This is a genomic window from Mycobacterium sp. PTI7 (assembly GCF_056679845.1).
The window spans coordinates 4135837-4161563 of the sequence record NZ_CM155252.1; the positions used below are offsets into that span (position 1 = coordinate 4135837).

General features: G+C 70.5%; 28 protein-coding genes. 10 read left to right on the top strand and 18 right to left on the bottom strand.

The window, feature by feature from the left end; genetic code table 11:
- Positions 1 to 88 precede the first annotated feature (88 nt).
- A complete protein-coding gene (locus tag AC1MEY_RS19890; protein WP_480227132.1) occupies positions 89 to 949 on the top strand; it encodes an SDR family NAD(P)-dependent oxidoreductase in 861 nt (286 codons plus the stop codon).
- Between the two features lie 6 nt (positions 950 to 955).
- On the opposite strand, the gene AC1MEY_RS19895 is transcribed toward AC1MEY_RS19890, so the two are convergent.
- From AC1MEY_RS19895 to ssd, 8 genes are all read right to left on the bottom strand, one after another.
- Positions 956 to 2584, bottom strand: a complete 1629-nt coding sequence (locus AC1MEY_RS19895; RefSeq protein WP_480231580.1) for an acetolactate synthase large subunit — start codon at positions 2582 to 2584, stop codon at positions 956 to 958.
- Positions 2585 to 2697: 113 nt separating this feature from the next.
- Positions 2698 to 3132, bottom strand: a complete 435-nt coding sequence (locus AC1MEY_RS19900) for an Rv3654c family TadE-like protein (RefSeq protein ID WP_480227133.1) — start codon at positions 3130 to 3132, stop codon at positions 2698 to 2700.
- Positions 3035 to 3358 carry a TadE family type IV pilus minor pilin gene (locus tag AC1MEY_RS19905; protein WP_480231581.1) on the bottom strand — a complete coding sequence of 108 codons (324 nt, stop codon included), beginning with the start codon at positions 3356 to 3358 and terminating at the stop codon, positions 3035 to 3037. Before AC1MEY_RS19905 ends, AC1MEY_RS19900 begins: the two co-directional genes overlap by 98 nt.
- Entirely contained in the window at positions 3355 to 3558 is a 204-nt protein-coding gene (locus AC1MEY_RS19910; RefSeq protein WP_480227134.1) for a DUF4244 domain-containing protein, read from the bottom strand. Before AC1MEY_RS19910 ends, AC1MEY_RS19905 begins: the two co-directional genes overlap by 4 nt.
- Positions 3559 to 3612: 54 nt before the next feature.
- Positions 3613 to 4173, bottom strand: coding sequence for a type II secretion system F family protein (locus tag AC1MEY_RS19915; RefSeq protein WP_480227135.1), 561 nt, complete (start codon positions 4171 to 4173; stop codon positions 3613 to 3615).
- Positions 4170 to 4940 carry a type II secretion system F family protein gene (locus tag AC1MEY_RS19920; RefSeq protein ID WP_480231582.1) on the bottom strand — a complete coding sequence of 257 codons (771 nt, stop codon included), beginning with the start codon at positions 4938 to 4940 and terminating at the stop codon, positions 4170 to 4172. Before AC1MEY_RS19920 ends, AC1MEY_RS19915 begins: the two co-directional genes overlap by 4 nt.
- A gap of 11 nt (positions 4941 to 4951) precedes the next feature.
- Complete coding sequence (locus tag AC1MEY_RS19925) at positions 4952 to 6112, bottom strand: TadA family conjugal transfer-associated ATPase (RefSeq protein ID WP_480227136.1); 1161 nt, start codon at positions 6110 to 6112, stop codon at positions 4952 to 4954.
- Positions 6109 to 7176 (bottom strand): septum site-determining protein Ssd, encoded by a 1068-nt coding sequence (gene ssd / locus AC1MEY_RS19930; protein ID WP_480227137.1) that lies wholly within the window; start codon positions 7174 to 7176, stop codon positions 6109 to 6111. The genes AC1MEY_RS19925 and ssd overlap by 4 nt, the downstream gene beginning before the upstream one ends.
- 433 nt (positions 7177 to 7609) lie before the next feature.
- Here ssd and AC1MEY_RS19935 point away from each other — a divergent pair, with 433 nt between their 5' ends.
- Complete coding sequence (locus AC1MEY_RS19935; RefSeq protein WP_480227138.1) at positions 7610 to 8464, top strand: HAD-IB family hydrolase; 855 nt, start codon at positions 7610 to 7612, stop codon at positions 8462 to 8464.
- 407 nt (positions 8465 to 8871) lie between these two features.
- Here the strand turns inward: AC1MEY_RS19935 and AC1MEY_RS19940 are convergent, their stop codons facing one another.
- Positions 8872 to 9633, bottom strand: a complete 762-nt coding sequence (locus tag AC1MEY_RS19940; RefSeq protein ID WP_480227139.1) for a Fic family protein — start codon at positions 9631 to 9633, stop codon at positions 8872 to 8874.
- Between the two features lie 168 nt (positions 9634 to 9801).
- Between AC1MEY_RS19940 and acs the strand changes: the two genes are divergently transcribed.
- The gene (acs, locus tag AC1MEY_RS19945) at positions 9802 to 11754 is read left to right on the top strand and encodes an acetate--CoA ligase (protein WP_480227140.1); all 1953 of its coding nucleotides are present in this window, start codon (positions 9802 to 9804) and stop codon (positions 11752 to 11754) included.
- Between the two features lie 3 nt (positions 11755 to 11757).
- Here the strand turns inward: acs and AC1MEY_RS19950 are convergent, their stop codons facing one another.
- A complete protein-coding gene (locus tag AC1MEY_RS19950; RefSeq protein ID WP_480231583.1) occupies positions 11758 to 12429 on the bottom strand; it encodes a S1 family peptidase in 672 nt (223 codons plus the stop codon).
- Positions 12430 to 12639: 210 nt separating this feature from the next.
- Between AC1MEY_RS19950 and AC1MEY_RS19955 the strand changes: the two genes are divergently transcribed.
- Entirely contained in the window at positions 12640 to 13152 is a 513-nt protein-coding gene (locus AC1MEY_RS19955) for a phage holin family protein (protein ID WP_480227141.1), read from the top strand.
- Positions 13152 to 14159 (top strand): alpha/beta fold hydrolase, encoded by a 1008-nt coding sequence (locus tag AC1MEY_RS19960; RefSeq protein WP_480227142.1) that lies wholly within the window; start codon positions 13152 to 13154, stop codon positions 14157 to 14159. The genes AC1MEY_RS19955 and AC1MEY_RS19960 overlap by 1 nt, the downstream gene beginning before the upstream one ends.
- A 1-nt stretch (position 14160) precedes the next feature.
- On the opposite strand, the gene marP is transcribed toward AC1MEY_RS19960, so the two are convergent.
- From marP to nth, 4 genes are read right to left on the bottom strand one after another with little or no spacing between them, the layout of a single operon-like run.
- Positions 14161 to 15348 carry an acid resistance serine protease MarP gene (gene marP / locus AC1MEY_RS19965; RefSeq protein ID WP_480227143.1) on the bottom strand — a complete coding sequence of 396 codons (1188 nt, stop codon included), beginning with the start codon at positions 15346 to 15348 and terminating at the stop codon, positions 14161 to 14163.
- Positions 15345 to 16139 (bottom strand): NUDIX hydrolase, encoded by a 795-nt coding sequence (locus tag AC1MEY_RS19970; protein WP_480227144.1) that lies wholly within the window; start codon positions 16137 to 16139, stop codon positions 15345 to 15347. Before AC1MEY_RS19970 ends, marP begins: the two co-directional genes overlap by 4 nt.
- Positions 16136 to 16783 carry a TlpA family protein disulfide reductase gene (locus AC1MEY_RS19975; protein ID WP_480227145.1) on the bottom strand — a complete coding sequence of 216 codons (648 nt, stop codon included), beginning with the start codon at positions 16781 to 16783 and terminating at the stop codon, positions 16136 to 16138. The genes AC1MEY_RS19970 and AC1MEY_RS19975 overlap by 4 nt, the downstream gene beginning before the upstream one ends.
- Positions 16784 to 16793: 10 nt before the next feature.
- Entirely contained in the window at positions 16794 to 17474 is a 681-nt protein-coding gene (gene nth / locus AC1MEY_RS19980; RefSeq protein WP_480231584.1) for an endonuclease III, read from the bottom strand.
- Between the two features lie 177 nt (positions 17475 to 17651).
- Here nth and AC1MEY_RS19985 point away from each other — a divergent pair, with 177 nt between their 5' ends.
- Together AC1MEY_RS19985 and AC1MEY_RS19990 are read left to right on the top strand one after the other, a co-directional pair.
- Complete coding sequence (locus AC1MEY_RS19985) at positions 17652 to 17981, top strand: hypothetical protein (RefSeq protein WP_480227146.1); 330 nt, start codon at positions 17652 to 17654, stop codon at positions 17979 to 17981.
- A 109-nt stretch (positions 17982 to 18090) separates the two neighbouring features.
- On the top strand, positions 18091 to 18765 hold the full coding sequence (locus tag AC1MEY_RS19990; protein ID WP_163795365.1) for a Crp/Fnr family transcriptional regulator: 675 nt from the start codon (positions 18091 to 18093) through the stop codon (positions 18763 to 18765).
- 96 nt (positions 18766 to 18861) lie between these two features.
- Here AC1MEY_RS19990 and AC1MEY_RS19995 read toward each other — a convergent pair whose 3' ends face one another.
- Genes AC1MEY_RS19995 through sp36 form a run of 3 tightly spaced genes read right to left on the bottom strand, consistent with a single transcriptional unit; the run spans position 18862 to position 20282 of the window.
- On the bottom strand, positions 18862 to 19665 hold the full coding sequence (locus AC1MEY_RS19995; protein ID WP_480227147.1) for an MBL fold metallo-hydrolase: 804 nt from the start codon (positions 19663 to 19665) through the stop codon (positions 18862 to 18864).
- A 3-nt stretch (positions 19666 to 19668) separates the two neighbouring features.
- Positions 19669 to 20124 carry a RidA family protein gene (locus tag AC1MEY_RS20000; RefSeq protein ID WP_480227148.1) on the bottom strand — a complete coding sequence of 152 codons (456 nt, stop codon included), beginning with the start codon at positions 20122 to 20124 and terminating at the stop codon, positions 19669 to 19671.
- Positions 20121 to 20282 carry a Sp36 family protein gene (gene sp36 / locus AC1MEY_RS20005; RefSeq protein ID WP_480227149.1) on the bottom strand — a complete coding sequence of 54 codons (162 nt, stop codon included), beginning with the start codon at positions 20280 to 20282 and terminating at the stop codon, positions 20121 to 20123. The genes AC1MEY_RS20000 and sp36 overlap by 4 nt, the downstream gene beginning before the upstream one ends.
- 47 nt (positions 20283 to 20329) lie before the next feature.
- On the opposite strand from sp36, the gene bagA reads away from it, so the two are divergent.
- Together bagA and bagB are read left to right on the top strand one after the other, a co-directional pair.
- The gene (gene bagA / locus AC1MEY_RS20010) at positions 20330 to 21370 is read left to right on the top strand and encodes an ATPase BagA (protein WP_480227150.1); all 1041 of its coding nucleotides are present in this window, start codon (positions 20330 to 20332) and stop codon (positions 21368 to 21370) included.
- Between the two features lie 87 nt (positions 21371 to 21457).
- Positions 21458 to 22588, top strand: coding sequence for an ATPase BagB (gene bagB / locus AC1MEY_RS20015; RefSeq protein WP_480227151.1), 1131 nt, complete (start codon positions 21458 to 21460; stop codon positions 22586 to 22588).
- A 5-nt stretch (positions 22589 to 22593) separates the two neighbouring features.
- Here bagB and AC1MEY_RS20020 read toward each other — a convergent pair whose 3' ends face one another.
- Positions 22594 to 22950, bottom strand: a complete 357-nt coding sequence (locus AC1MEY_RS20020; RefSeq protein ID WP_480227152.1) for a WhiB family transcriptional regulator — start codon at positions 22948 to 22950, stop codon at positions 22594 to 22596.
- A gap of 303 nt (positions 22951 to 23253) precedes the next feature.
- Between AC1MEY_RS20020 and ponA2 the strand changes: the two genes are divergently transcribed.
- Entirely contained in the window at positions 23254 to 25707 is a 2454-nt protein-coding gene (gene ponA2, locus AC1MEY_RS20025) for a transglycosylase/D,D-transpeptidase PonA2 (protein WP_480227153.1), read from the top strand.
- Positions 25708 to 25727 lie beyond the last annotated feature (20 nt).

Sequence of the window (25727 nt, forward strand, 5' to 3'; positions counted from 1 at the left end):
GTCCTCCCCTCGGCTCGTCGGGAATCAGGATGCCCGGTTCGGAGTTCACACTATCTGAGAGCTTCACTATCAGATAGAGGAGAGAACGATGAGCAAGATCTGGTTCGTCACGGGGTCGACCCGAGGGTTCGGCCGAGAACTGGTGCGGGCGGCGTTGGACGCCGGGGACTCGGTGGCGGCCACCGCGCGGCAGCCTGATCGACTCGCCGACCTGGTCGACACCTACGGCGACCGCGTGCTGCCGCTGCCGCTGGACGTCACCGACGCGGCTGCGGCCGCCACCGCCATCGCCGCGGCCCGGGACCGATTCGGCCGGATCGACGTCGTGGTCAACAACGCCGGCTATGCGAACGTCGCGCCGATCGAGACCGTCGACGACGCGGACTTCCGCGCACAGTTCGAAACGAACTTCTGGGGCGTCTACAACGTGTCCAAGGCCGCGATCCCCGTGCTGCGGGAACAGCACGGCGGGTTGATCATTCAGTTCTCGTCGATGGGCGGGCGGGTCGGCGGGTCGGCGGGCATCGCGTCCTACCAGGCCGCCAAGTTCGCGATCGACGGCTTCTCCCGTGTGCTTCGGACCGAGACGGCGCCGTTCGGGATCGACGTCGTGGTGGTCGAACCCAGTGGTTTCGCCACCGACTGGGCGGGCTCGTCGATGAGCGTCGCCGACGTCCCCGCCGAATACGCCGGCACGGTCGGCGCGATGAACGCCATCCGGAGGAGTGACGCGATCACCGCGGGCGATCCGGCGCGCGCCGCGGAGATCCTGGTGCGACTGTCCCGCCACGGCGACCTGCCGTACCACCTGCCGCTCGGCGTCATCGCCATCGAGGGGGCGATCCGCCAGGACGAGGACCTGCTCGCCGCGGATCGCCGGTGGGCCGCCGTCGCGCGGTCCGCCGACTTCGCCGAGCCGTACCCGGTGGACTTCCCCGCCGGGTCCTGAGCCACGCTACGACCAGGACTCGTCCAACTCGCCCAGCGAGGCGATGAGCGCACTGTTGGCGCGGTAGTCGACGGGGCAGGCGACGACGCTGACGGTGTCGGCGGCCAACGCCTCCCGCAGCGTCGGCAGCAGCTCGTCGGCCGAGGAGATGCGGTGGCTGCGGGCGCCGAAACTCTCGGCGTACGAGACGAAGTCGGGGTTGCCGAAGCGGGTGTCGACGTTGTGCCCGATCTCCAGATCCATCTTCCAACTGATCAGCCCGTAGGCGTCGTCGACCCAGACCAGGATCACCATCGGCGTACCGACGCGCAGCGCTGTCTCGATCTCCTGGGAGTTCATCAGGAAGGATCCGTCGCCGGTCGCGACGAGGACGTTCGCCGCCGGACGCGCGATCTTCGCGGCGATCGCACCCGGCACGGTCCAGCCCATGGTCGACAGGCCGTTCGAGATCAGGCAGGTGTTCGGTTCGTAGGTCGGGTACAGCCGCGCCATCCACATCTTCAGGGCGCCGGTGTCCACCAGCACGATGTCGTCGCGGCCGAGCGCCGTCCGCGTGTCGGCGACGATCCGTGCCGGCGTGAGCGGGAAGCTGTCGTCGGCGCGGCCGCGGTCGAGTTCGTCGGCGAGCAGGCCGCGGATGCGCTCGTCACCCGACGAGTACGGCTGATCGGTACCGACCGCGTCGGCCAGCGCGTCGAGGCACCGGCCGATGTCGGCGTGCAGCCCGACCGCGACGTCGTAGTGGACGTCGACCTCGGCCGGAAACCGGTGCACGTGAATGATCTTCGTGTCGCCGCGTGGGTTGATGCGGACCGGATCGAACTCCTGCAGTTCGTAGCCCGCGGCCACGATCACGTCGGCCTGGTCGAAGCCGAAGTTGACGTAGTCGTGGCGCATGAAGCCGACGGCGCCGAGGGCGAGCGGGTGGTCGTCGGGCATCACGCCCTTGCCGTGGAACGTGGTCGCGACCGGCATGCCGAGCGACTCGGCGAATCGGCGCACCGCGGCCGAGGCGTCGCTGCGCACCGCACCGTGTCCGGCGAGCAGGACCGGGTTGCGCGCGGCCCGCAGGATCTCGGCGGCCCGTTCGATCTGCGCGGCCGACGGGTCGTCCGACCGCGGCACGTTGACGCGCAGCGGGGCGGCGTCGGCGGGGGCGTCGGCATCCTCGACGTCCTCGGGTACCGCCAGGTACACCGCACCGGGCCGTTCGGTCTGCGCGAGCTTGAACGCCTTGCGGACCATCTCCGGCACCGACCCCGGGGTGGCGACCAGCGCCGACCACTTGGTGACGGGTGCGAACATCGACACCAGGTCCACGCTCTGATGCGACTCCTTGTAGCTGCGCCGCATGCCGACCTGCGCCGAGAGTGCCAGCACCGGAGTCGAATTGGTGGTCGCGTCGGCGACGCCGAGCAACAGGTTGATCGCCCCGGGGCCGAGCGTGGCCGAGCACACCCCGGCCCTGCCGGTGAGGCGACCGTAGACCTCGGCCATGAACGACGCGCCCTGTTCGTGGCGGGTGAGCACGTAGTCGATCGACGACCGCGACAGTGCGTCGACCAGTCGGATGTTCTCCTCGCCCGGGATGCCGAACACGTGCGTGACGCCTTCGTTCTCGAGGCATTCGACGATCAACTCGGCGGTGTTGCGACTGGTCTCCGGCACCCGTCGAGCTAACCACAGGCGGGGCAGCACCGCCGCGAAAGTGCAAGCTGCCACGGTGGTTCCGCCATGGCCCCTCCCCGTCACGGGTCCGGTCCGGCACGTGCCGCAGCCGTGGCCCGGCCCAGACCCCATCGGCCCAGACTCGCAGCGACGTCCACCCGCACCACGACGTCCAGATCGTCGACGACGCACTCGGTGACCGCCCCGTGCATGCGGGCGGCGATCGACTGCGCCCACGCGCACGCCGCGTCGTGGCCCGACCCCACCCGCTCGGCGGCTGCGAGCGCGGCGAGGTCGGCGCCGGCCTGCGCCCGGTGCCTGGCCAGGACCGCCGACCCCAGCGCCAGACCGCCGAGTGCCACCGCCAGCAGGACGGCCACCATCGCCGCCGCCACCACCGTCGCGGCGCCGCGGTCGTCACCGATCCCCCTCGGCCGCGGCGACCGCCTCGGCGCTGATGACCAGGCCGGGCAGCAGTGGCGCCGACGTGGCCACCCGCGCGACCACCCAGCCACCGTCGCTGCGGACCTCGAGGCGAGCGCCGTCGGGTGCCACGTCGCGCAGGACGGCCGCGGTGTCGTCGCCGCGCGCCGCCAGCCGGGCCGCCTCCCGTGCGGCGTCCAGGCACCGCACGTGGGTGAGCACGGCGGCCAGTCCCGCCACGCAGAGCACCAGCACGGCGGCCAGGGACGCGACGGCGATGGCCGCCTCGACGGTGACGCTGCCCTCGTCACGGCTCAGAGGTTGGTGGTGAGCGCCCGGCTGATCAGGTTGGTCAGCGCACCGACCACCGAGTCGCCCGTGACCACCGAGTACAGGATCGCCCCGAACGCCGCGGCGGCGATGGTGCCGATGGCGTACTCGACGGTGGACATACCGGTCTCGTCGACGGCCAACAGTGCCAGGCGGGCCCGGAGTCGTCGGAAGGCGTTGCTCGTCATGATGATTCTCCTCTTCGGTGGTGGCCGCGGACCATCCGCGAGCCGTCGGCGTGCTCACAGCACGCCGGTGGTCAGGACGTCACCGGCGAGGCCGACGACGACCGGGACGATGCCGAGACAGACGAACGCCGGCAGGTAGCAGAGACCGAGCGGGCCGGCGATCAGCACCGCGGCGCGCTCGGACGCCGCCCTGGCGCTCGCGGCGGCGTCGTGCCGGGACTGCTCGGCCAGATCGACGACGCCCTGTGCGAGCGCCGAACCCGACGCGGCCGACCGCCGGGCCAGCCGGGTCAGCGCGGTCACCGTCCCGTTGCCGGTCCCCGGGTCCGCCCAGGCGCGAGCGGGGTCGGCGCCCAGCGCCAGCAGTCCCGCGGCGCGGCCGAGGACGTCGGACAGCGGTGCGGGCGCCGACTCGGCAGCCGCGGCCGCCGCTCCCGCCACGGTCATCCCCGAGACGAGGCACGCGGCGAACACGTCGAGGCTCGACGCGACGGCCAGCGGATCGTTCCGTCGGGTCGGGGCGCGGCGGGTCCGCACGCTGGCCGGCGACGTCCCGCGTCGTGCGGCGCCGCCGAGCAGGACGGCGGCCGCCAGCAGCAGCGCCGCGGCCGTCACGACACGACCCGGTCGACGATGCGGTCCGACCACAGCAGCCCCGCGCACACCAGGGCGGCGCCGACCATCAAGACCCAGCCGCCGGGCCCGTCGGACAGCAGGAAGCCCAGCGGGCCCGCGCCGATGAGTTGGCCCAGGCCGACCCCGAGCACCGGCAGCGCCGCGAGGATCCCGGCCGTCGCACGGGCGCCCGCCATGCCGGCCCGCACGGTGGTGTCGAAGCGGTCGCGCTCCACCACGTCCCGGTGCGCGGTGCGCAGCAGCGTGGCGATCGACAGACCGTGCGCGTGGGCCAGCCGCCAGCAGTCCGACAGCCGCTGCCAGTGCGACGGCGACGTCGAACCCGCTGCGACGGAGGCCAACCCGGCGGCGACGTCGGCCCCCAGCCGTGCCCGGGCCGCCACCTCTCGCAGAACCACCGCCGTCGCGCCGTCCGTCTCCCGGGCGGCCGCCTCGAACGCGGTGATGGGATGGGCCCCGACGCGGAGTTCTCCGATCAGGACGGCGAGCGCGCCCTGCAACTCACCCGACTCCGCAGTCCGGCGGCGGGTCAGGGCAGACGCCCTCCGCCGCCGCGCCACGGTGGCCGCCGCCAGAGCGACGGCCATCAGCACGGGGACCGGCACCAGCAGCGCGCCTGCCGCACCCACCGCGAGTACCAGCACGGCACCGAGCCCGCGCACGCGGCGCCCCTCGGACGGGAGGTGCGCCGTCAACCGGTGCCGGGGCGACGACGGCGCCACCAGGAGCGCGGCTGCCAGGGCCATCGCGGCCGCGATCACCCCGCACCCCTGTCGTCGAGCAGTCGGCGCAGCAGTGGCATGCCCTCGCCGTCGCCGCGCTCGGCGTGCCAGGCCGTACGGGTCGACACCTCGCCGTCGGCACCGCGGACGAGCACGCCGATCTCGACGAGGCGGCGGCGTCCCGCCGGGTCGCGTCCCACGTGCAACAGGACCTGCACCGCGGCGGCCAACTGGCTGTGCAGCGCCCGCCGGTCGAGTCCGCCCGGCACCGCCAGCGCCTCCAGCCGCGCGGGCACCTCGGCGGGACTGTTGGCGTGCACGGTCCCAGTGCCACCATCGTGGCCCGTGTTGAGGGCCGCCAGGAGGTCGACCACCTCACCGCCGCGGACCTCCCCCACGACGATGCGGTCGGGCCGCATCCGCAGCGCCTGCCGGACCAGGTCGCGCACGGTCACCTCGCCGATGCCCTCGACGTTCGCCGTCCGGGCCACCAGCTTGACGAGGTGCGGGTGCCGCGGCGCCAACTCCGATGCGTCCTCCACGCAGACGATGCGCTCGTGTGCGGGCACCGCGCCCAGCACCGCGGCCAAGAGCGTGGTCTTGCCCGCCCCGGTACCACCGGAGATCAGGAACGCCAAGCGCGCGTGCACGATCCGCCGGACCAGCGCTGCCGCCTCCGGAGAGAGCGCGCCGGTCGCGGCCAGCGAGTCGAGGTCCTGCGTCGCCGGCCGGAGCACGCGAAGCGACAGGCACGTACCCGCCTCGGCGATCGGCGGCAGCACGGCGTGCAGCCGCACCGTGAAGGGACCGAGCCCGGCCAGTTGGCCGTCCACCCACGGCTGCGCGTCGTCGAGACGGCGGCCGACCGCAAGCGCGAGGCGCTGTGCGAGCCGACGCACCGCGGCCTCGTCGCCGAAGCGAATGGTGCTGCGCCGCAACCCCGATCCGTCGTCGACCCACACCGAGTCGGGTGCGGTGACGAGGACGTCGGTCGTCCCCTCGGCGCGCAGCAGGGGTTCGAGCAGGCCGACTCCGGTCAACTCGGTCTGCATCACCCGCAACTCGCTGAGCACCTCGGCGTCCCCGAGCACGCCGCCGGCCTCCGCACGGATCGCGGCGGCGACCACGGTGGGCCGCAACGCGACCGACTCGGCGGCCAGTCGCTCGCGGACCCGTTCCACCAGTGACGAACTCACGCGGCGCCCTCCGCGCCGGCCGCGTGTCCGCGCAGCACGTCGTGCACGCGGCGGGCCGCGACGGCCAGCGGCGACCGTCCGCGCAGGGCCAGACCACCGTGCTCGAGGACACCACCCAACTGCGGCTGCGGGCGCATCGCGGCCACCAGCGGCAGGCCGGTGATCCGGGCGACGTCGACGGGCCGCAGCCCGCCGGGCGAGGGGCCACGCACCACCAGCCCGACGTTCGGGTTCACCGCCACCACCCAGGCGCCGACCGCGGCAGCGGCAGCGCACGACCGGACGTCGGCGCACGTGACGAGGACGACGAGGTCGGCGGCGTCGAGCACCACCTCCGTGGCCGACGTGACCCGGCGCGGCAGATCGCACACCACGGTCACCCCGCCGCGGCTGCCCGCCTCGAGCACCGAGGCCGTCGCACCGGGATCGACGTCGTGCGCGGCGCGACCCGCGGACAGCACCGTCACACCGTTTCGAGTCGGAAGCGCCTCCCGCAGTGCGGGATACGCCAGCCGTCCGCCCTGCAGGGTCAGGTCGGGCCAGCGCAGACCGGTCAGCGCCTCACCACCGAGGACGAGGTCGAGACCGCCGCTCCAGGGATCGACGTCGACCAGCAGCGCCTCGCCCGCGGTCATCGCGAGCGCCGTCGCGAACACCGACGCACCCGCGCCACCCCGGCCGCCGAGTACCGCGACCGTCGCGCCGCGCCGCACGCCGCGCACGGATTCGCCCGCGTCGGAGAACTCCGAGGCCAGCTCTGTCTCCTGCGCGGGCAGTTCCAACACGCGGCCGACGCCGAGCGCGATCGACTCGCGCCACTGATCCTCGGTCAGGGCGGTGCGATGGACGAGGTGCACGCGGTCGCGGCGGGGCAGGCCCAGGCGGGCGCACCTGGTGACGGCGGTGGCGTCGAGGACGACGGCCGACGCGGCCGTCCACACCTTGCGACTCGACGGCTCGGAGGCGTGCACGACCCGCGATCCTGCCGCGGCCGCGATGCGGTCGACGTCGGCGCGCAGGCCGGCGTCGTCGACCACGGACAGCACGCCATCGCTGGGACTCATGCGTCGAATGTGCGGGATCGGAGGCGGTGCGCGCGACGGCCCGCAACACATCTGTGGATGAAATCGCGACTGTGGATGGCGACCGAGACGCACGGCAACGACCGCGGGTTTGATCTTGAGCTGGGGAAACGTACGAGAGGGGGCGCGAAACTGCGACTTACCCCAGAAAAGGGACGACCCCCGCCAGGGGGGGAGGAGGCGGAGGTCGTCGTGTATCAGCCCCGGGGGGTCGGGCTGATCCACACCCGGCATAAGCCGAGTAATGCTCACTATACACACGCCGACACCACGCAACGCAAGTCTTGGTTTCCTATGAAATCACCTCGTGACCTGGAATGTTGCAGCGACCTTCGAATGGCCGATTGCGACAATTGGCGTTGACGGGGGCGGCACCGACAGCGCACGAGTTCGCCAGGCCCCCTATGCTGTGGACGTGACCGCCCCCGACTCGGCCTCGGGCATCGCTCCGGTACGCCCCGAGCCCGACGCCGATCGCCCGGTGCGCTCGGCCGCCTTCTTCGACCTCGACAAGACGGTCATCGCGAAGTCCAGCACCCTCGCCTTCAGCAAACCCTTCTTCGACCAAGGGCTAATCAACCGCCAGACGGTGCTGAAGTCCGCCTACGCACAATTCATGTTCCTGATGTCGGGCGCCGACCACGAGCAGATGGACCGGATGCGGTCCTACATCACCAACATGTGCACGGGGTGGAACGTCGAACAGGTCAAGTCGATCGTCGCCGAGGCGCTGCACGACATCGTCGACCCACTGGTGTTCGCCGAGGCGGCCAACCTGATCGCCGACCACAAGCTCTTCGGCCGAGACGTCGTGGTGGTCTCGGCCTCCGGCGAGGAGATCGTGGCCCCCATCGCCCGTGCCCTCGGCGCCACCCACGCCATGGCCACCCGCATGGTGGTCGAGGACGGCAAGTACACCGGCGAGGTCGCCTTCTACTGCTACGGCGAGGGCAAGGTCGAGGCGATCCGAGAACTCGCTGCGCGCGAGGGGTACTCACTCGAACACTGCTACGCGTACTCCGACTCGATCACCGATCTGCCCATGCTGGAGGCCGTCGGCCACCCCACCGTGGTGAACCCCGACCGTGCGCTGCGCAAGGAGGCCGCCTCCCGCGGCTGGCCGGCCCGGACCTTCTCACGGCCGGTTCCGCTGCGTGACCGCTTTCCCGCGCCGTCCGGTGCCGCCGTGGCGACCACAGTGGCCGTCGGCGTCAGCGCGCTGGCGGCGGGCGCACTGACGTACTCGCTGCTGCGCCGCTTCGCCCTCTGATCCGAGGCAGCCGGTAGCTGACGCGTCCTCCGTAACGATCTCGCGACGCGCGCGTTTTGGCCCTTGATGTGATGGCCGTCACGGAGTACAAAGGAGTCACGGAAGTTCGGCAAGGCCAAGATCGGGTCGGAAGAGAAGGCACGGTCTCCCGAGTCGGACTACCCAGCACGGATCCCTGGCACCCACGCGGAGCACATGCCGCGATATGGCAGAAGCGTTGTGGGCCTGCGGAATCGGGAAGAGCGAACGACGTGTCGACCTCTTGGGTGAGGACGCCGAGCGAAGCGCATCGCGAGAACGCCGAGGCCACCCACACAACCCACCGAGCACGCTTGGTAACCGGTATCCGTGCTAGCGGGCGGCGAGCCGAGTCACATCTCGAATGTGAATCGGATCGTCGCCCGCTTTTACTTTGCTGACTGCTGGTCGTTCATCAACTGGGCGATGCTCAGCGCCTCGCGTGCGCCGGCCTGCAGACCGCGTGAGCTGTTGATCAGCCAGGCCGTCAGACCATCCGCGGTGCCGGAGGCGAACCCGCGGGCCGAGGCGCGGTAGTCGCCGGACTGCCGCATCCAGTACATCTCGGGCACGCCGAGGCCGTGCGGGTCGAGGCCGCTGTTGATGGTGATCAGTCGCGCGACCGCGCGCGCGACCACGCCGTCGGCCACGCCGAACGGTTCGAGCGTCAGGATTTCGCCGTGCGCGACGGCGGCCAGGACGTGCGCGGGCACGCGGGTGCCACTGGTGACGATGTCGCCCAGCAGCTCGAGCCGGCGCGCCACGTCCCCGTCGCCGCGCGGCCTGCCGAGCCGATCGTCGTCGGTGAGGTCGGACGCGGCGAGCGCGTGCAGCCGCGCGATCGCCTGCAGCGGTGCGCGTTGCCAGACACCGACCATCGCCGTCGCCCCGCCCTCGAGCGCCTCGGCGACGCGCAGCGCACCGGACAGGATGGGGTCGGCGTCGCCGGCGTTGGCCAGCAGCAGCGAGCCGCCGTCGAGCACCGAGGACGCGCGGGCCGCGCGGATCGACGCCTCGGCGGCCGACGCCGGCCAGCCCCGCAGATTGAACCGGTGCCGGTGGGCCCGGCCGAGCGCCTCGCGGGCTTCGTCGCCGGCGTCGGCCACCCCCGGCAGGTCGGCCAGCGGGGCGAGAGGATCGGATTCGGCCACGACACCACACGCTAATGCCTCCGAACGGCCCTCCCACGCATGGCCGGAGGCGCCCGGACGACCGTTGGACCCGCGGCAGCGCACGTTCGTCGCGCACCGGGCGCCGCCCGCAGCGATCGCCGTCGGTTGCCAACCTTCCTGCAACCCGTGGTGACTAGGCTCACACCCATGTCCGACACGCACACCGAGGTCCAGGCGTCCTACGCGCCCAGTGCCGACTTCGTCTCGCAGGCCAACGCGACCGCCGATCTCTACGACGAGGCCGAACGCGACCGTCTCGCCTTCTGGGGCCGTCAGGCCGATCGACTCGCCTGGGAGACGCCGTACACCGAGGTCCTCGACTGGTCCGAGGCGCCGTTCGCGAAGTGGTTCGTCGGCGGCAAGATCAACGTCGCCTACAACTGCGTGGACCGCCACGTCGAGGCCGGCAACGGCGACCGGGTGGCCATCCACTGGGAGGGCGAGCCCGTCGGCGACGCCCGCTCCATCACCTACGCCGAACTCAAGGACGAGGTGTGCAAGGCCGCGAACGCGCTGGCCGACCTCGGCCTCGTCGCCGGCGACCGGGTGGCCATCTACATGCCGATGGTCCCCGAGGCGATCATCGCGATGCTGGCCTGCGCACGACTGGGCGCGATGCACTCGGTGGTGTTCGCCGGGTTCTCCGCGTCGGCACTCAAGGCCCGCATCGAGGACGCCGAGGCCAAGCTCGTCATCACCACCGACGGCCAGTACCGCCGCGGCAAGGCCGCCTCCCTGAAGGAGGCCGTCGACGAGGCGGCCGCGGACCAGCCCTCCGTCGAGCACGTGGTGGTGGTGCGCCGCACCGGCATCGACATCTCGTGGACCGAGGGGCGCGACGTCTGGTGGCACGACGTCGTCGACGCTGCGTCGACCGAGCACGCCTACGAGTCGTTCGACGCCGAGCACCCGCTGTTCCTGCTCTACACGTCGGGCACCACCGGCAAGCCCAAGGGCATCATGCACACCACCGGCGGCTACCTGACGCAGACGTCGTACACCCACTCGAACGTGTTCGACGTCAAGCCCGACACCGACGTCTACTGGTGCACCGCCGACATCGGCTGGGTCACCGGCCACACCTACATCGTCTACGGCCCGCTCTCCAACGGCGTCACGCAGGTCGTCTACGAGGGCACGCCCACCTCACCCGACGAGCACCGTCACTTCCAGGTGATCGAGAAGTACGGCGTAACAATCTATTACACCGCGCCAACCCTGATCCGGACGTTCATGAAGCTCGGCCGCCAGATCGCCGTCGAGCACGACCTGTCCAGCCTCCGGTTGCTGGGCTCGGTCGGCGAGCCGATCAACCCGGAGGCGTGGCGGTGGTACCGGACCGTGTTCGGCGCCGACAAGACCCCGATCGTCGACACCTGGTGGCAGACCGAGACCGGGTCGATCATGATCTCCCCGCTGCCGGGCGTCACCGACACCAAGCCGGGTTCGGCGATGACGCCGCTGCCGGGCATCTCGGCAAAAATCGTCGACGACGACGGCAACCAGTTGGAGCCCGGCACCGACCACGGTGAGCAAGCGAGCGGCTACCTCGTCCTGGACAAGCCGTGGCCGTCGATGTTGCGCGGCATCTGGGGCGACCCGGAGCGCTTCAAGGAGACCTACTGGGCCCGCTTCGCCGAGCAGGGCTGGTACTTCGCCGGCGACGGTGCGCGGTACGGCAAGGACGGCGAGATCTGGGTGCTCGGCCGCATCGACGACGTGATGAACGTGTCCGGCCACCGCATCTCCACCGCCGAGGTCGAGTCCGCTCTCGTCGGACACTCGGGCGTGGCGGAGGCTGCGGTCGTGGGCGCCACCGACGAGCAGACCGGTCAGGCCATCTGTGCGTTCGTCATCCTCAAGGCCAGCGCCCAGGGTGGCAACGAGAACATGGTCGACGAGCTGCGGGCCGAGGTGGCCAAGGAGATCTCGCCGATCGCCAAGCCGCGCGAGATCCACGTCGTCCCCGAGCTGCCGAAGACCCGCAGCGGCAAGATCATGCGCCGGTTGTTGCGCGACGTCGCCGAGGGCCGCGAACTCGGCGACACGTCGACCCTCGTCGATCCCAGCGTCTTCGAGGCCATCCGCGCCAGCAAGTAGGGGTCAGGCCGCGGGGGCAGCGCCGACCGGGACGAAGCCCGAGCCCGGCCGGTTCTTGGCCGTGATGTCGGCGAGTACGGCGTTGATCGACATTGTCACCGCGGGCGTGTGCAGGGGTACGTACTTGACCACGCAGGTGGGCAGGTCCTGGCTGAATGCGCCGTGGATCATGCCGACGAGCCGGTTGTTCACGGTGACGGGGGCGCCCGAGTCGCCGGGTTGACCGCAGACCTGGCTGACGATGGTGCCGGGCTCCTTGCCGGGGCCCCACGTGACGCCGCAGGAGTATCCGGTGGTGCGCCCGAGCTTGCACGACACCTCGCCGAACGCGGGGTCGGGGCCGATGCCGTCGATCTGGAACCCGCCGACATTGTTCACCGGCGTCACCAGCGCCGGGTCGAACTGGATCACGGCGTAGTCGAGGCCGTCGTTGCCGGCAACCATCTTGCCCAGCGGTCCACGGTCCTCGGCGGCCTCCGACGACACGGTCGCACCCGGACCGCCGCAGTGCGCCGACGTGAAGCCGATGAGGTTGCCGCGCGAATCGTTGCCGATGGCGGTCAGTGTGCAGAACGATTCGCCGTTGACGACGATACCGGAGCCGCCACCGAGCGGTACCGGGTCGGCGGCCTGGGACGGCGCTGCGGCCGTGAGGTTCACGGTGGCCAGGAGCAGGGCGAACGCGGTCGCGAGGACACCCCGGCGTGCGGTGTCGGACCAGCGACGACTCAACGTTCCCTCGGCAGACAGAAGCACGGCATCCCTAACGTTTGCCCCGGCGGACGTCGCACGAAACGAGACCAGTCTATCGTCGGGCGGCATCGAGGAGTTCGCCGCGACATGGCAACATGATCCGCATCTGTTCCGACGCGGGAGGACGTGTCCATGAGTTCTGGCGACCGTAAGAGCGGCGGCGTGCCGACCACGGTGACGTCGATTCCTCTGGTGGATCCGCATGCGCCGAAGGCCGACCCTTCCGTGGGCGACCTGGTGAAGGATGCGACCGCCCAGATGTCGACGCTGGTCCGCGCCGAGGTGGAGCTGGCCAAGGCCGAGATCACCCGGGACGTGAAGAAGGGCCTCACCGGCAGCATCTTCTTCATCCTGGCGCTGGTCGTGCTGTTCTACTCGACGTTCTTCTTCTTCTTCTTCATCGCCGAGGTGCTCGACATCTGGCTGGTGACGTGGGCGTCGTACCTGATCGTGTTCGGGTTGATGGTGGTGACGACGTTGTTGCTGGCGTTCCTCGGCTACCTGAAGGTTCGCCGCATCCGCGGGCCGCAGAAGACGATCGCGTCGGTGAAGGAGGCGCGCGTCGCGCTGGTTCCGGGTGGGGACAAGCCGACGCCGGCTATCGACCGCCCCGCAGGATCGACGACTGACCCGTCAGGCTGGTAGTGGCCCGCCGGAGCCGCCCCGGCGGTGACCCCGGCGGCGAGAAGCGACCCCCGCCCGACCCGTCGGTGACCCGCATCGACGGCCCGTGGCGTCATCTCGAGGTGCACGCCAACGGGATTCGGTTTCACGTCGTAGAGGCAGACAGAGTCGAGGCGAACAGGGCCGACGGGGTCGACGTCGGCGACCGACCGCTGGTGATCCTGCTGCACGGTTTCGCCTCGTTCTGGTGGTCGTGGCGGCATCAGCTCCGCGAGTTGTCCGGCGCACGGGTGGTGGCCGTCGATCTGCGCGGCTACGGCGGCAGCGACAAGCCGCCCCGCGGTTACGACGGCTGGACGCTGGCCGGCGACATCGCCGGCCTGGTACGAGCACTCGGCCACGAGAACGCCACGCTGATCGGCCACGCCGACGGCGGCCTGGTCTGCTGGGCCACCTCGGTGCTGCACCCACGGGCCGTGCGGGCGATCGGACTGGTCAGCTCACCGCATCCCGTGGCACTGCGCGCCTCGACCATGCGCCGCCGCGACCAGCGGCGGGCGCTGCTGCCGTGGATGCTGCGCTACCAGGTGCCGATCACCCCCGAGCGCGACCTGATCCGCAACGACGCCGAGGAACTCGAGACGCTGGTGCGCAGCCGGTCCAGCGCGGCGTGGCACGCGACCGACGACTTCGCCGAGACCATGCGGCACCTGCGGCGCGCCATCCAGATCCCGTCCGCCGCACACTGTGCGCTGGAGTACCAGCGCTGGGCGGTGCGCAGTCAGCTGCGCGGCGAGGGACGACGCTTCATGCGGTCGATGAAGAAGCCGCAGTCGGTACCGGTGCTGCACGTGCGCGGCGACGCCGACCCCTACGTGCTGGAGGATCCGGTGCTGCGCACGCAGCGCTACGCCCCGCACGGCCGGTACGCCACCATCGCGGGCGCGGGACACTTCGCCCACGAGGAGTCCCCGGACATCGTGAACGAGCAGTTCAGCAGGTTCCTCACCCAGGTGTACGGCCGCTAGGTCAGGAGATGCAGGTGCCGGTGGGCACCCGGGCACTGTTGCCGACCTTCGCCATCTGCTTGGCCACCTCGTTGGCGGTCAGCACGAAGCCGGTGTCGGCGTCGTCGACGGCCGCGCCGAAGACGACCCCGAGCACCCTGCCCTCGCGGTCGATCAGCGGGCCACCCGAATTGCCCTGCCGGACAGTGCCCCTGATGGTGTAGACCTCACGGGTCACCGTCGTGGTGTGGTAGATGTCCGGGCCGTTGAGCTGAATGATCTCGCGGACCCGCGCCGGCGTCGCCGTGAAGTCACCGCCGCCCGGGTAGCCGAGGACCACGGAGTCGAGGCCCGACTCTGCCTCCACCATGTCGAACGCCAACGGCGCCGACGGCAGGTTCGGCACGTCCAGGATGGAGATGTCGGCGTTCGGGTCGTAGGACACCACGCTCGCGTCGTAGCTCTGGCCGTCGACCTCCACCGTGACGGTCTCGGAGCCCGCCACCACGTGCGCGTTCGACATCACCCGGTTGGGGGCGACCACGAAACCGCTGCCCTCCAGGACCTTCTGGCAACTCGGCGCGACACCGCGGATCTTGAGCACGCTCGGGCGGACGGCCGCGACCACGGGATCGGTCGCCAGCGCCGCGTCCGGCACGCCGACGTTGGCGATCGGCGTGCGGCCGAACGGTTGCAGCACGTCGGGCAGGCCGGAGGTGTCGAGCAGCGACGACAACCGGGCGGGAACCCGCTGCAGCCAGGACGGCGCCAGTTCGTTGACCTGCTCGAGTACCCGCGAACCGCGCACGGCGGCAGCGAGATTCGGTTGGTCGGACGACGTGAGCGGGGTGGCCAGCAGCCATGCGGCCACCAGGACGGCGACCAGTTGCAGCGCGACGCCGACCACCGAGTCCACCAGGCGCAGCGGCCCGCTGCGGATGGCGCCCCGCACGGCGCGGCCGAGGACGACGCCGGCGATCTCGCCGATCACGACGAGGCCGAGGATCAGGAAGAGCGTGACGAACAGCTTGCTCCGGGGGCCGTCGACGTGGCTGACGACGTGCGGCGCCAGCAGCACGCCGGCCACCGCGCCCAGGATCACCCCGACGAAGGACAGCAGGGAACCCAGCGCCCCGGAGCGCCATCCGGAGATGGCCGCGACGAAGGCGACGGCGAGAACGGCCAGATCCAGCCACTGCGAGGATGTCATCGTTGGCCATCACCGTAGTCGCTGGTCGCCCCGACGAGCGCCATTGCAGTGTCCAGCTCGCGCACGTCGTCGGTGTTCCAGGGCCTGGCCCAGCCCGCGACGTCGAGGATCGCGGAGATCACCTGCCCGGTGAACCCCCACACCAGCATCTGATTGAGCAGGAACGCCGGTCCGGCGTAGCGGCGCGACCGCTCCTTGCGGTAGACCATCAGCCGGTTCTCCGGATTGGTGAACGCCCGCACCGGCACGCGGGCGACGATCGCCGTCTCGCCGGGGCTCACCACACCGACGGGTCCCGGGTCGGGCGAGTACGCCAGCACGGGGACGACGTGGAAGTTCGACGGCGGGATGAACATCCGGTCGAGGATTGCCAGCGGCTGCAATCGGTCGGTGTCGATGCCGGTTTCCTCGCGGGCCTCGCGCAGCGCGGTGTCGACGGGTCCGGTGTCCTCCGGATCACTGGCGCCGCCCGGGAACGCGGCCTGACCGGCATGGTTGCGCAGGGTCGAGGCGCGGACGGTGAGCAGCAGGTCTGCGGTGTCGGGTAGGACGTCGGCCGGCGCGTCCGTCGGGCCGGAGACCAGGACCAGGACCGCGGCGTCGCGTTTGGTGCCGGTGACGGCGGCCTTCGCCATCGCGGTGGCGCTCGCGGCGGCGAAGGCAGCCTGCACGTCCGGCGGGATGTATCGGCTCTGCGCGGTGGGGACGCCCGCGAGGTTGTCGACGAGGCCGCTCAACCAGCCGGGGGCGGCATCGGGAGCCAATCGGGCCCGGTCTTGCTCCGCACTCAACCCGGCACTCCGATCCGTGGATTCACCGCCTCCGCGATCTCGTCGGCCGTGGCGAAGGAGCGGGGCAGGATGTCGGCAACGGTACCGTCCGGTCGCAGGACGACAGTCGCGGGCATGACGTTGGGAACGGCGAGAGCGGCGGCCACCAGACGCCTGCCGTCCTGCACCGTCGGCAGGTGCACGCCCAATTCCGCGAGCCGCACGAGGGCGGCGGTCTCGTTCTCGTCCTGATGGACGGTCAGTACCGTCACCGCCGATCCCATCCGGCGCTGGTACTCGGCCATCGCGGGTAGTTCGTCGGCGCACGGCCCGCACCAGTAGGCCCAGAGGTTGAGGACGACGGCGCGACCGTCGAGTGCCCGGCCGACGTCGACCGGCGAGCCGTCCCCCACGCACTCGAGGGTGATGCCGCGCAGCCGTTGCGGTCCCGGTCCGGGGCCCGGCCGGGGGCACGGCGCGAGGTCGGCCCTGTCGCGCGGACCGGCGAGCGCGGCCGGGGTGTCGGCGTCGCGACGGTCGCGTGACGTCTCGGCCGCCTGCGCTCCAGGTGTCGATTCCGTGACGTCCAGTTCGCGCCAGAACGCGACGCCGAGCGCGATGAGGACGACCAGCACGACGACGCTCCAGCGCGCCGATCTGTTCATGGCCGGCGCACTACAGTCCGGCCAGCGCGAGCAGGTGATCGGTCTCCGGGCCCTTGACCAGCGCGGCAGCGGTCGCGGGGTCGGTGGGGCCCGTGCCGAACGAGGGACAGTCCTTGGCCAGCACGCACACGCCGCAGGCGGGCTTGCGGGCATGGCACACGCGGCGGCCGTGGAAGATCACGCGGTGGCTGAGCAGCGTCCATTCCTTGCGCTCGATCAGTTCGCCGATCGCGAACTCCACCTTCACCGGGTCCTCGAGTTCGGTCCAGCCCCAGCGCCGCACCAGCCTGCCGAAGTGGGTGTCGACGGTGATGCCGGGGACGTCGAACGCATTGCCGAGGACGACGTTGGCGGTCTTGCGGCCGACCCCGGGCAGGGTGACGAGTTCGTCGAGCGTGTTCGGGACCTCGCCGTCGAAGCGCGCGATGAGTTCCTGCCCGAGGCGCATCAGCGACGTCGCCTTGTTCCGGTAGAAGCCCGTGGGGCGGATCAGTTCCTCGAGTTCGGTCCGGTCGGCGCCGGCGTAGTCCTCCGCCGACCGGTACCGCGCGAAGAGGGCGGGCGTGGTCAGGTTCACCCGCTTGTCCGTGCTCTGCGCGGACAGGATGGTCGCGACCGTGAGTTCCAGCGGGTTGGTGAAGTCGAGTTCGCAGTAGACGTGTGGGAACGCCTGCGCGAGAGCACGGTTCATCCGCCGGGCCCGGCGAACCAGACCCAGGTGGGTTTCCTCTTTGACCGGTGCCCGCTTGACGCTGGGCGCACGTACTGCCACGCACGTCAGCGTACTGACGGGGGCCGACAGCGGCGCGGACGGACCGGTGGCATTTCGTGATCCTGCTGAGACCTGGGCCGTGTTTACTTCGTCCTTGTGTCCTGGTTGCTCGTCTCGTTCATCCCAGCATTGTTGATGCTGGCGACGTTTGGGCTCGACCGTCTGGAGGCCGGCCTGACCGAGGACGCCGTCTCCCCCGCCGACGTCACCGCCGCCCTCGACAAGGCCAAGGCGGACTGTGCGCGCCGTGCGCTGCCCCGGTATCGGGACGCCGACGACGCGGCCGACGACGACGACTTCGACCCCTGGGTCGACCGGGGCGACCTCGTCTTCAGCGAGCCGTCACCGCGTTTGCCCGCACGGATCTACGTCCATCATCGGAGCAATCCGGAATTTCTCCCGACTCGCCAGGCGGATCGTGTGTAGCTTTGGCACGTCGAGAAGCGGCCTACCACTAGACTGAAGTTGCCATTCCAAACCCGGATCTGGCCTGCGCGTGTCATGTCATGTGACCCGAGAACATAAGAGGGGCAACGTGGACGAGATCCTGGCCAGGGCCGGAATCTTCCAGGGAGTCGAACCAGCGGCGGTCTCCGCGCTGACGAAGGAACTTCAACCCGTCGACTTCCCGCGCGGGCACACCGTGTTCGCCGAGGGAGAGCCAGGCGACCGCCTGTACATCATCATCACCGGCAAGGTGAAGATCGGGCGTCGCTCGCCGGACGGTCGCGAGAACCTGCTCACCATCATGGGACCGTCCGACATGTTCGGCGAGCTGTCGATCTTCGATCCCGGCCCGCGGACGTCGAGCGCCACCACGATCACCGAGGTGCGCGCCGTCGCCATGAACCGCGACGCGCTGAAGGCCTGGATCAAGGACCGGCCGGAGATCGCCGACCAGCTGCTGCGCGTCCTCGCCCGCCGCCTGCGCCGCACCAACAACAACCTCGCCGACCTCATCTTCACCGACGTCCCGGGCCGCGTGGCCAAGCAGCTGCTTCAGCTCGCGCAACGCTTCGGTACGCAGGAGGGCGGCTCGCTCCGCGTTACGCACGACCTCACGCAGGAGGAGATCGCCCAGCTCGTCGGCGCCTCCCGCGAGACCGTCAACAAGGCGCTCGCCGACTTCGCCCATCGCGGGTGGATCCGGCTCGAGGGCAAGAGCGTGCTGATCAGCGACTCCGAGCGGCTGGCCCGCCGAGCCCGCTAGCTTTTCTCCGCGAGCAGTCGCGAACTCCCCTCTTTCCTCGCGAAGGAGGGGAGTTCGCGTCTGTTCGCGTGTGGACGGTCCGGCGTGCTGTCCGACTCAGGACCGCAGGTAGTCCAACTGCGCCTGCACGGACCATTCCGCGTGGTCCCACAGCTTCTCGTCGACGTCGGTGTAGACGTGTTCGACGATCTGCCGCGCGGTCGCGTCCTCACCGAGGACCCGCAGCGCGTCGCGCACCTGGTCGAGGCGTTCCTCGCGGTGCGCGAGGTACGTGCTGGTGACCGCTTCGAGGTCGGGGAGGTTCGGCCCGTGCCCGGGCAGCACCGCGCGGTGGCCGAGACCGCGTAGCCGGCGCAGCGAGTCGAGGTAGTCGCGGAGGCTGCCGTCCTCGTTGTCGATGACGGTGGTGCCACGGCCGAGCACGGTGTCGGCGGTGAGCACGGCATCGTCGAGGACGAACGACAGCGAGTCAGCGGTGTGCCCGGGTGTCGCCAGCACGGTGATCCGCAATCCCGCGGCGTCGATGACCTCGCCGTCGACCAGCGGCCCACCGAGACCCCGCAGGAATCCGCTGCCCACGGACCGCACCACGGCGCCGGTGCGGTCCACCAGCCGGTCGATGCCATCGGTGTGGTCGCCGTGCTTGTGGCTGATCAGGACGAGCGGGATCCTGCCGAGGTCGGCGATGCGTCCGACGTGCGCGTCGTCGTCGGGGCCGGGGTCGACCACGACGTACTCGTCGCTCCCCGGTCCGCGCAGCACCCAGGTGTTGGTGCCCTCGAGGGTCATCAGGCCGGGGTTGTCGCAGAGCAGCACCGACGCCGTGTCGGTCACGCGGCGCAGCGTTCCGTAGGCCGGGTGCTCGGGACCCGGTCCGTCGGAGGCGTCGCCGGACGTCACGCGCTACGCAACCTCGACGATGAGTTCGACCTCGACGGGCGCGTTGCGCGGCAGCTCGGAGACGCCGACGGCGGACCGGGCGTGTGCGCCGGCCTCGCCGAAGATCTCGCCGAACAGCTCCGAGGCGCCGTTGATCACGCCGGGCTGGCCGGTGAAACCGGGGGCCGACGCGACGAAGCCGACCACCTTGACCACGCGGACGATGCTGTCGATGCCGACGAGGGCGTGCACGGCGGCGAGCCCGTTGAGCCCGCACGTCCTGGCGAGCGCCTGGGCATCCTCGGCGCTGACGTCGTCGCCGACCTTGCCGGTGCGGACCAGTTCACCGTCGACGATGGGGAGCTGACCTGCGGTGTAGACCAGGTTCCCGGTTCGCACGGCCGGCACGTAGGCGGCCAGTGGCGCGACGACGCCCGGCAGGTCGATGCCCAGTTCGGCCAGGCGGTCCGAGTAGCTCACTTGGCGCGCTTGAGGTACGCGACGTGCTGCTCTCCCGTCGGGCCGGGCAACACGGAGACGAGTTCCCACCCGTCCTCGCCCCACTGATCGAGGATCTGCTTGGTGGCGTGGGTCAGGAGGGGAACGGTGGCGTACTCCCAGCGGGTGATGTCACTCATGTGCGCAGCCTATCTGGCAGGTCGCCCCGCTTGGCTAGGCTCATGGTGTGACCACAGAGCCGTCGTCCTCCTCACCCCGCACCTCGGTCGGTTGGCCGCCGCGGCTGGCCAAGGCCCGTCTGCACTTCGTCACCGGCAAGGGCGGAACGGGCAAGTCCACGATCGCCGCGGCACTGGCGCTGGCGCTGGCCGCCGGTGGGCGCAAGGTCCTGCTGGTCGAGGTCGAGGGTCGCCAAGGCATCGCGCAGCTGTTCGACGTCCCGCCGCTGCCCTACGAAGAGGTGAAGATCGCGACCGCCGAGGGCGGCGGTCAGGTCAACGCGCTGGCCATCGACACCGAGGCCGCGTTCCTCGAGTACCTCGACATGTTCTACAACCTGGGCATCGCGGGTCGGGCGATGCGCCGCATCGGCGCCATCGAGTTCGCCACCACCATCGCTCCCGGCCTGCGTGACGTGCTGCTCACCGGCAAGGTCCGCGAGATCGTCACCCGTGGCGAGAAGCCCGACAAGAGCGGCAAGTTGGCCGTCTACGACGCGGTCGTGGTCGACTCGCCGCCCACCGGCCGCATCGCGCGGTTCCTCGACGTCACCAAGGCGGTGTCCGACCTGGCGAAGGGCGGACCCGTGCACGGTCAGGCCGAGAGCGTGGTCAAGGTCCTGCACTCCGAACTCACCGCCATCCACCTGGTCACGCTGCTGGAGGCGCTGCCCGTCCAGGAGACCGTCGAGGCGATCGACGAGCTGAAGGCGCTGGGCCTGCCCATCGGCAGCGTCATCGTCAACCGGAACATCCCGGCCTACCTCGATGCGGACGACCTCACGAAGGCCGCCGAGGGCGTCGTCGACGCCGACGCCGTCCGCAGCGGGCTCGCAGCCGCCGGGATCACGCTGCCCGACGACGACTTCGCGGGCCTGCTCACCGAGTCCATCCAGCACGCGACGCGGTTGTCGGCGCGCGCCGAGAGCGCCGAGCAGCTCGACCAGATCGACATCCCCCGCCTGGAGCTGCCCGCGCTCCGCGAGGGCGTCGATTTGGGGAGCCTGTACGAACTCGCCGAAGAGCTTGCGGCCCAGGGCGTCCGATGAGCGCCTGCGCGAAGAGCGTCGGGTCCCGATGAGCGCCCGCGCGACGACCACCCACCACCGGTAGAGCTTCGGAGCTGAGGAACACACATGGCCACCACCGCACCTCGCGCACTCGACATGCACGCGATCCTGTCCGACCGGTCCAACCGCGTCGTCGTCTGTTGCGGCGCAGGCGGAGTCGGCAAGACCACGACCGCGGCCGCGATGGCGCTGCGCGCCGCGGAGTACGGGCGCACCGTGGTCGTGCTGACGATCGACCCGGCCAAGCGCCTCGCCCAGGCGCTCGGCATCAAGGATCTGGGCAACACCCCGCAGCGGGTTCCGCTGGCGCCCGAGGTGACCGGCGAACTGCACGCGATGATGCTCGACATGCGTCGCACGTTCGACGAGATGGTGTTGCAGTACTCCTCGGATGCCGAACGCGCAGAGGCGATTCTGGAGAACCAGTTCTATCAGACCGTCGCGACGTCGCTGGCCGGCACGCAGGAGTACATGGCGATGGAGAAGCTGGGCCAGCTGCTCGGCGAGGACAAGTGGGACCTGATCGTGGTGGACACCCCGCCGTCGCGCAACGCGCTCGACTTCCTCGACGCGCCGAAGCGGCTCGGCAGCTTCATGGACAGCCGGCTGTGGCGGCTGCTGCTGGCACCGGGACGCGGGATCGGCAAGCTGGTCACGGGTGCCGTCGGTCTGGCCATGAAGGCCATGTCGACCATCCTCGGATCGCAGATGCTTTCGGACGCAGCCGGTTTCGTGCAGGCGCTCGACGCCACGTTCGACGGGTTCCGCAAGAAGGCGGACAAGACCTACGAGCTGCTGAAGCGCCGCGGCACCCAGTTCGTGGTGGTCTCGGCGGCCGAACCGGACGCGCTGCGCGAGGCGTCGTTCTTCGTCGACCGGCTGTCGCAGGAGAGCATGCCGCTCGCGGGTCTCATCCTGAACCGGACGCATCCCACGCTGTGCAACCTGAGCCCGGAAAAGGCACGGGAGGCGGCCGAGTCGCTGGAGCCGAACGATCAGCTCGCGGCGGCGGTGCTGCGGGTCCACGCCGACCGGTCACTGACGGCCAAGCGTGAGGTGCGGCTGCTGTCGCGCTTCACGGGCGCCAACCCGAACGTGGCGATCGTGGGTGTGCCGTCGCTTCCGTTCGACGTGTCGGACCTGGAAGCGCTGCGGGCCATCGCCGATCAGATCACCGGCGACGCCCCTGCGGCCTAGCGGTCCTAGACCGCGCTGCGGTGCTTGCGCTGGGCGGCGAAGAAGTCCGCCCAGGAGACGACCTCGGGATGCTGCTTGAGCAGGGCACGGCGCTGACGCTCGGTCATGCCGCCCCACACGCCGAACTCGACGCGGTTGTCGAGGGCGTCCGCACCGCACTCGGAGATCACCGGGCAGTGCCTGCAGATCACGGCGGCCTTGCGCTGAGCGGCGCCACGGACGAACAGTTCATCGGGATCGGCTTGCCGGCACCTGGCTTGCGACACCCACGCGATGCGGGCTTCTGCTTCGGCGCTCTGAACTGCGCCGGTGACAGGCGAACACGTAATGGTCTTGCGCGCCGCGGGCCGAGTAGCTGACACCTGCGATCCCTCCGTCCAGCCGCCATGTTCTCGACGGTCCGTATCCCTGGTGCAGAACGCCGGTGCGATCTACGCCACATTGCGACCTGGAGTGTTACCTAGATCGCACTGTGTGTCCCAAGCTAGGTGGTCAGGGGGGTTTTGCGCAACAGTCAAATCCCGCTTTTTTGGGACGACCGTGCCGTGAACCATGATTCCTCGTGTCCGGCGAGGTCGCAGCCCTGCGAGCGGCGCCGATGGTTGCGGGCGGGCCCCGCGACCACGCGGAGACCGTTGTTCGCCGACCTCGCTAGTCTGTAACCCATGTCCGACCGCCCGCCGACCCGACCGCCCACCGCGGTCACGGCGATCAAGCTGGCCTGGTGCGTCATCCTCGCCAGCGTGATCGCCGCGGCGCTCATGTTTCCCCTCGTCGGCGGCTTCGGCCTGGTGTCGAACCGCGCCTCCGACGTCGTCGCCAACGGCTCCGCCCAGCTCGTCGAGGGTGAGGTGCCCGCCGTGTCGACGATGGTCGATGCCAAGGGCAACCCGATCGCCTGGCTGTACTCGCAGCGCCGCTTCGAGGTGCCGAGCGAAGAGATCGCCAACCCGATGAAGCTGGCCATCGTCTCGATCGAGGACAAGCGGTTCGCCGATCACAACGGCGTCGACTGGCAGGGCACGCTGACGGGCCTGTCCGGCTACCTGTCCGGTGCCGCCGACACCCGCGGCGGCTCGACGCTCGAGCAGCAGTACATCAAGAACTACCAACTCCTCGTCGTCGCGCAGACCGAGAGCGAGAAGCGGGCGGCGATCGAGACCACGCCGGCACGCAAGCTGCGCGAGATCCGCATGGCGTTGACGCTCGACAAGACGTTCACCAAGCCCGAGATCCTCACGCGCTACCTGAACCTCGTGTCGTTCGGCAACGGCGCCTTCGGCGTGCAGGACGCCGCCCAGACCTACTTCGGCATCAACGCCTCCGAGTTGAACTGGCAGCAGGCCGCCCTGCTCGCGGGCATGGTGCAGTCCACCAGCACGCTGAACCCGTACACCAACCCCGACGGCGCGCTCGCCCGCCGAAACCTGGTGCTCGACACCATGATCGAGAACGTGCCGCAGGAGGCCGAGGCGCTGCGCGCGGCCAAGGAGCAGCCGCTGGGCATCCTGCCGCAGCCCCAGGAGTTGCCGCGCGGCTGCATCGCCGCCGCCGACCGCGCGTTCTTCTGTGACTACGCGCTCGAGTACCTCGCGCGGGCGGGCATCAGCAAGGAGCAGGTGGCCAAGGGCGGCTACCTGATCAAGACCACGCTGGACCCCGACATCCAGAACCAGGTCAAGTCGTCGGTGGACGGCATCGCGGCCCCCGACCTCGAGGGCGTCGCCAGCGTCATGAGCGTCATCCGGCCCGGCAAGACGGTCCACCCGGTGGTCGCCATGGCCAGCAACCGCACCTACGGGCTCAACCTGGACGCCGGCGAGACCATGCAGCCGCAGCCCTTCTCGCTCGTCGGCGACGGCGCGGGCTCCATCTTCAAGGTGTTCACCACCGCGGCGGCGCTCGACATGGGCATGGGCATCAACGCCACGCTCGATGCGCCGGCCAGTTTCCAGGCGAAGGGCCTGGGCAGCGGTGGCGCCAAGGGGTGCCCGCCGGCCACCTGGTGCGTGACCGGCGGCGGCCGCGGCGGCATGAGCGTCACCGACGCGCTGGCCACGTCCCCGAACACGGCGTTCGCCAAGCTGATCTCCCAGATCGGCGTGCAGCGCACCGTCGACATGGCGGTCAAGCTCGGGCTGCGGTCCTACGCGCTGCCCGGCACCGCACGCGACTACGATCCCGAGAGCAACGAGAGCCTCGCCGACTTCGTGAAGCGCCAGAACCTGGGCTCCTTCACCCTCGGCCCCATCGAGGTCAACGCCCTGGAGCTGTCCAACGTCGCCGCGACCCTGGGGTCGAACGGCACGTGGTGCCCGCCCAACCCGATCGACAAGGTCTTCGACCGCAACGGCGAAGAGGTCTCGGTCACCACCGAGACCTGCGAGCAGGTCGTGCCCGAGGGGCTGGCCAACACGCTGGCCAACGCCATGAGCAAGGACGACACCGGCTCCGGCACCGCCGCGGGCGCGGCGGGCTCGGTCGGTTGGAACCTGCCCATGTCGGGCAAGACCGGCACCACCGAGGCGCACCGCTCGTCCGGCTTCCTGGGGTTCACCAGTGAGTTCGCGGCCGCCAACTACATCTACGACGACTCGACCAGCCCCGGCGAACTCTGCTCGTTCCCGCTGCGCCAGTGCGGCTCCGGCGACCTGTTCGGCGGCAACGAGCCCGCCCGCACCTGGTTCACGGCGATGAAGACCATCACGCCCGACACCGTCGCACTGCCGCCGACCGACCCGAGGTACGTCGAGGGCGCGCCCGGCTCGCGGGTGCCGAGCATCGCGGGCATGAACGAGAGCCTGGCCCGTCAGCGCCTGAAGGACGCCGGCTTCCAGGTCGCCGACCAGGCGACCCCGGTCAACAGCAGCTCGTCGCAGGGAACGGTGGTCGGCACCTCCCCGTCGGGTCAGACGGTGCCCGGCTCGATCATCACCATCCAGGTCAGCAATGGCATCGCGCCGGCGCCACCCCCGCCGCCGATCGGTCTCCCGCCGATCCCCGGTTTCGACCCGAACGCGCCGCCACCGCAGGTGGGACAGACCGTGGTCCAGATCCCCGGATTGCCGCCGATCACGGTGCCGGTGCTCGGGCCGCCACCGCCGCCTCCCCCGCCGTGACGTGTGGAAACGGTGACGTC

Coding starts and splice junctions, on each gene's coding strand:
- bagB (WP_480227151.1), top strand. CDS start 21,458: ATGGCCACCACCGCACCTCGCGCACTCGACATGCACGCGATCCTGTCC.
- AC1MEY_RS19955 (WP_480227141.1), top strand. CDS start 12,640: ATGAGTTCTGGCGACCGTAAGAGCGGCGGCGTGCCGACCACGGTGACG.
- marP (WP_480227143.1), bottom strand. CDS start 15,348: ATGACATCCTCGCAGTGGCTGGATCTGGCCGTTCTCGCCGTCGCCTTC.
- ssd (WP_480227137.1), bottom strand. CDS start 7,176: ATGAGTCCCAGCGATGGCGTGCTGTCCGTGGTCGACGACGCCGGCCTG.
- nth (WP_480231584.1), bottom strand. CDS start 17,474: ATGAACCGTGCTCTCGCGCAGGCGTTCCCACACGTCTACTGCGAACTC.
- AC1MEY_RS19975 (WP_480227145.1), bottom strand. CDS start 16,783: ATGAACAGATCGGCGCGCTGGAGCGTCGTCGTGCTGGTCGTCCTCATC.
- AC1MEY_RS19910 (WP_480227134.1), bottom strand. CDS start 3,558: ATGACGAGCAACGCCTTCCGACGACTCCGGGCCCGCCTGGCACTGTTG.
- ponA2 (WP_480227153.1), top strand. CDS start 23,254: ATGTCCGACCGCCCGCCGACCCGACCGCCCACCGCGGTCACGGCGATC.
- AC1MEY_RS19890 (WP_480227132.1), top strand. CDS start 89: ATGAGCAAGATCTGGTTCGTCACGGGGTCGACCCGAGGGTTCGGCCGA.
- sp36 (WP_480227149.1), bottom strand. CDS start 20,282: ATGAGTGACATCACCCGCTGGGAGTACGCCACCGTTCCCCTCCTGACC.
- acs (WP_480227140.1), top strand. CDS start 9,802: ATGTCCGACACGCACACCGAGGTCCAGGCGTCCTACGCGCCCAGTGCC.
- AC1MEY_RS19920 (WP_480231582.1), bottom strand. CDS start 4,940: ATGGCCCTGGCAGCCGCGCTCCTGGTGGCGCCGTCGTCGCCCCGGCAC.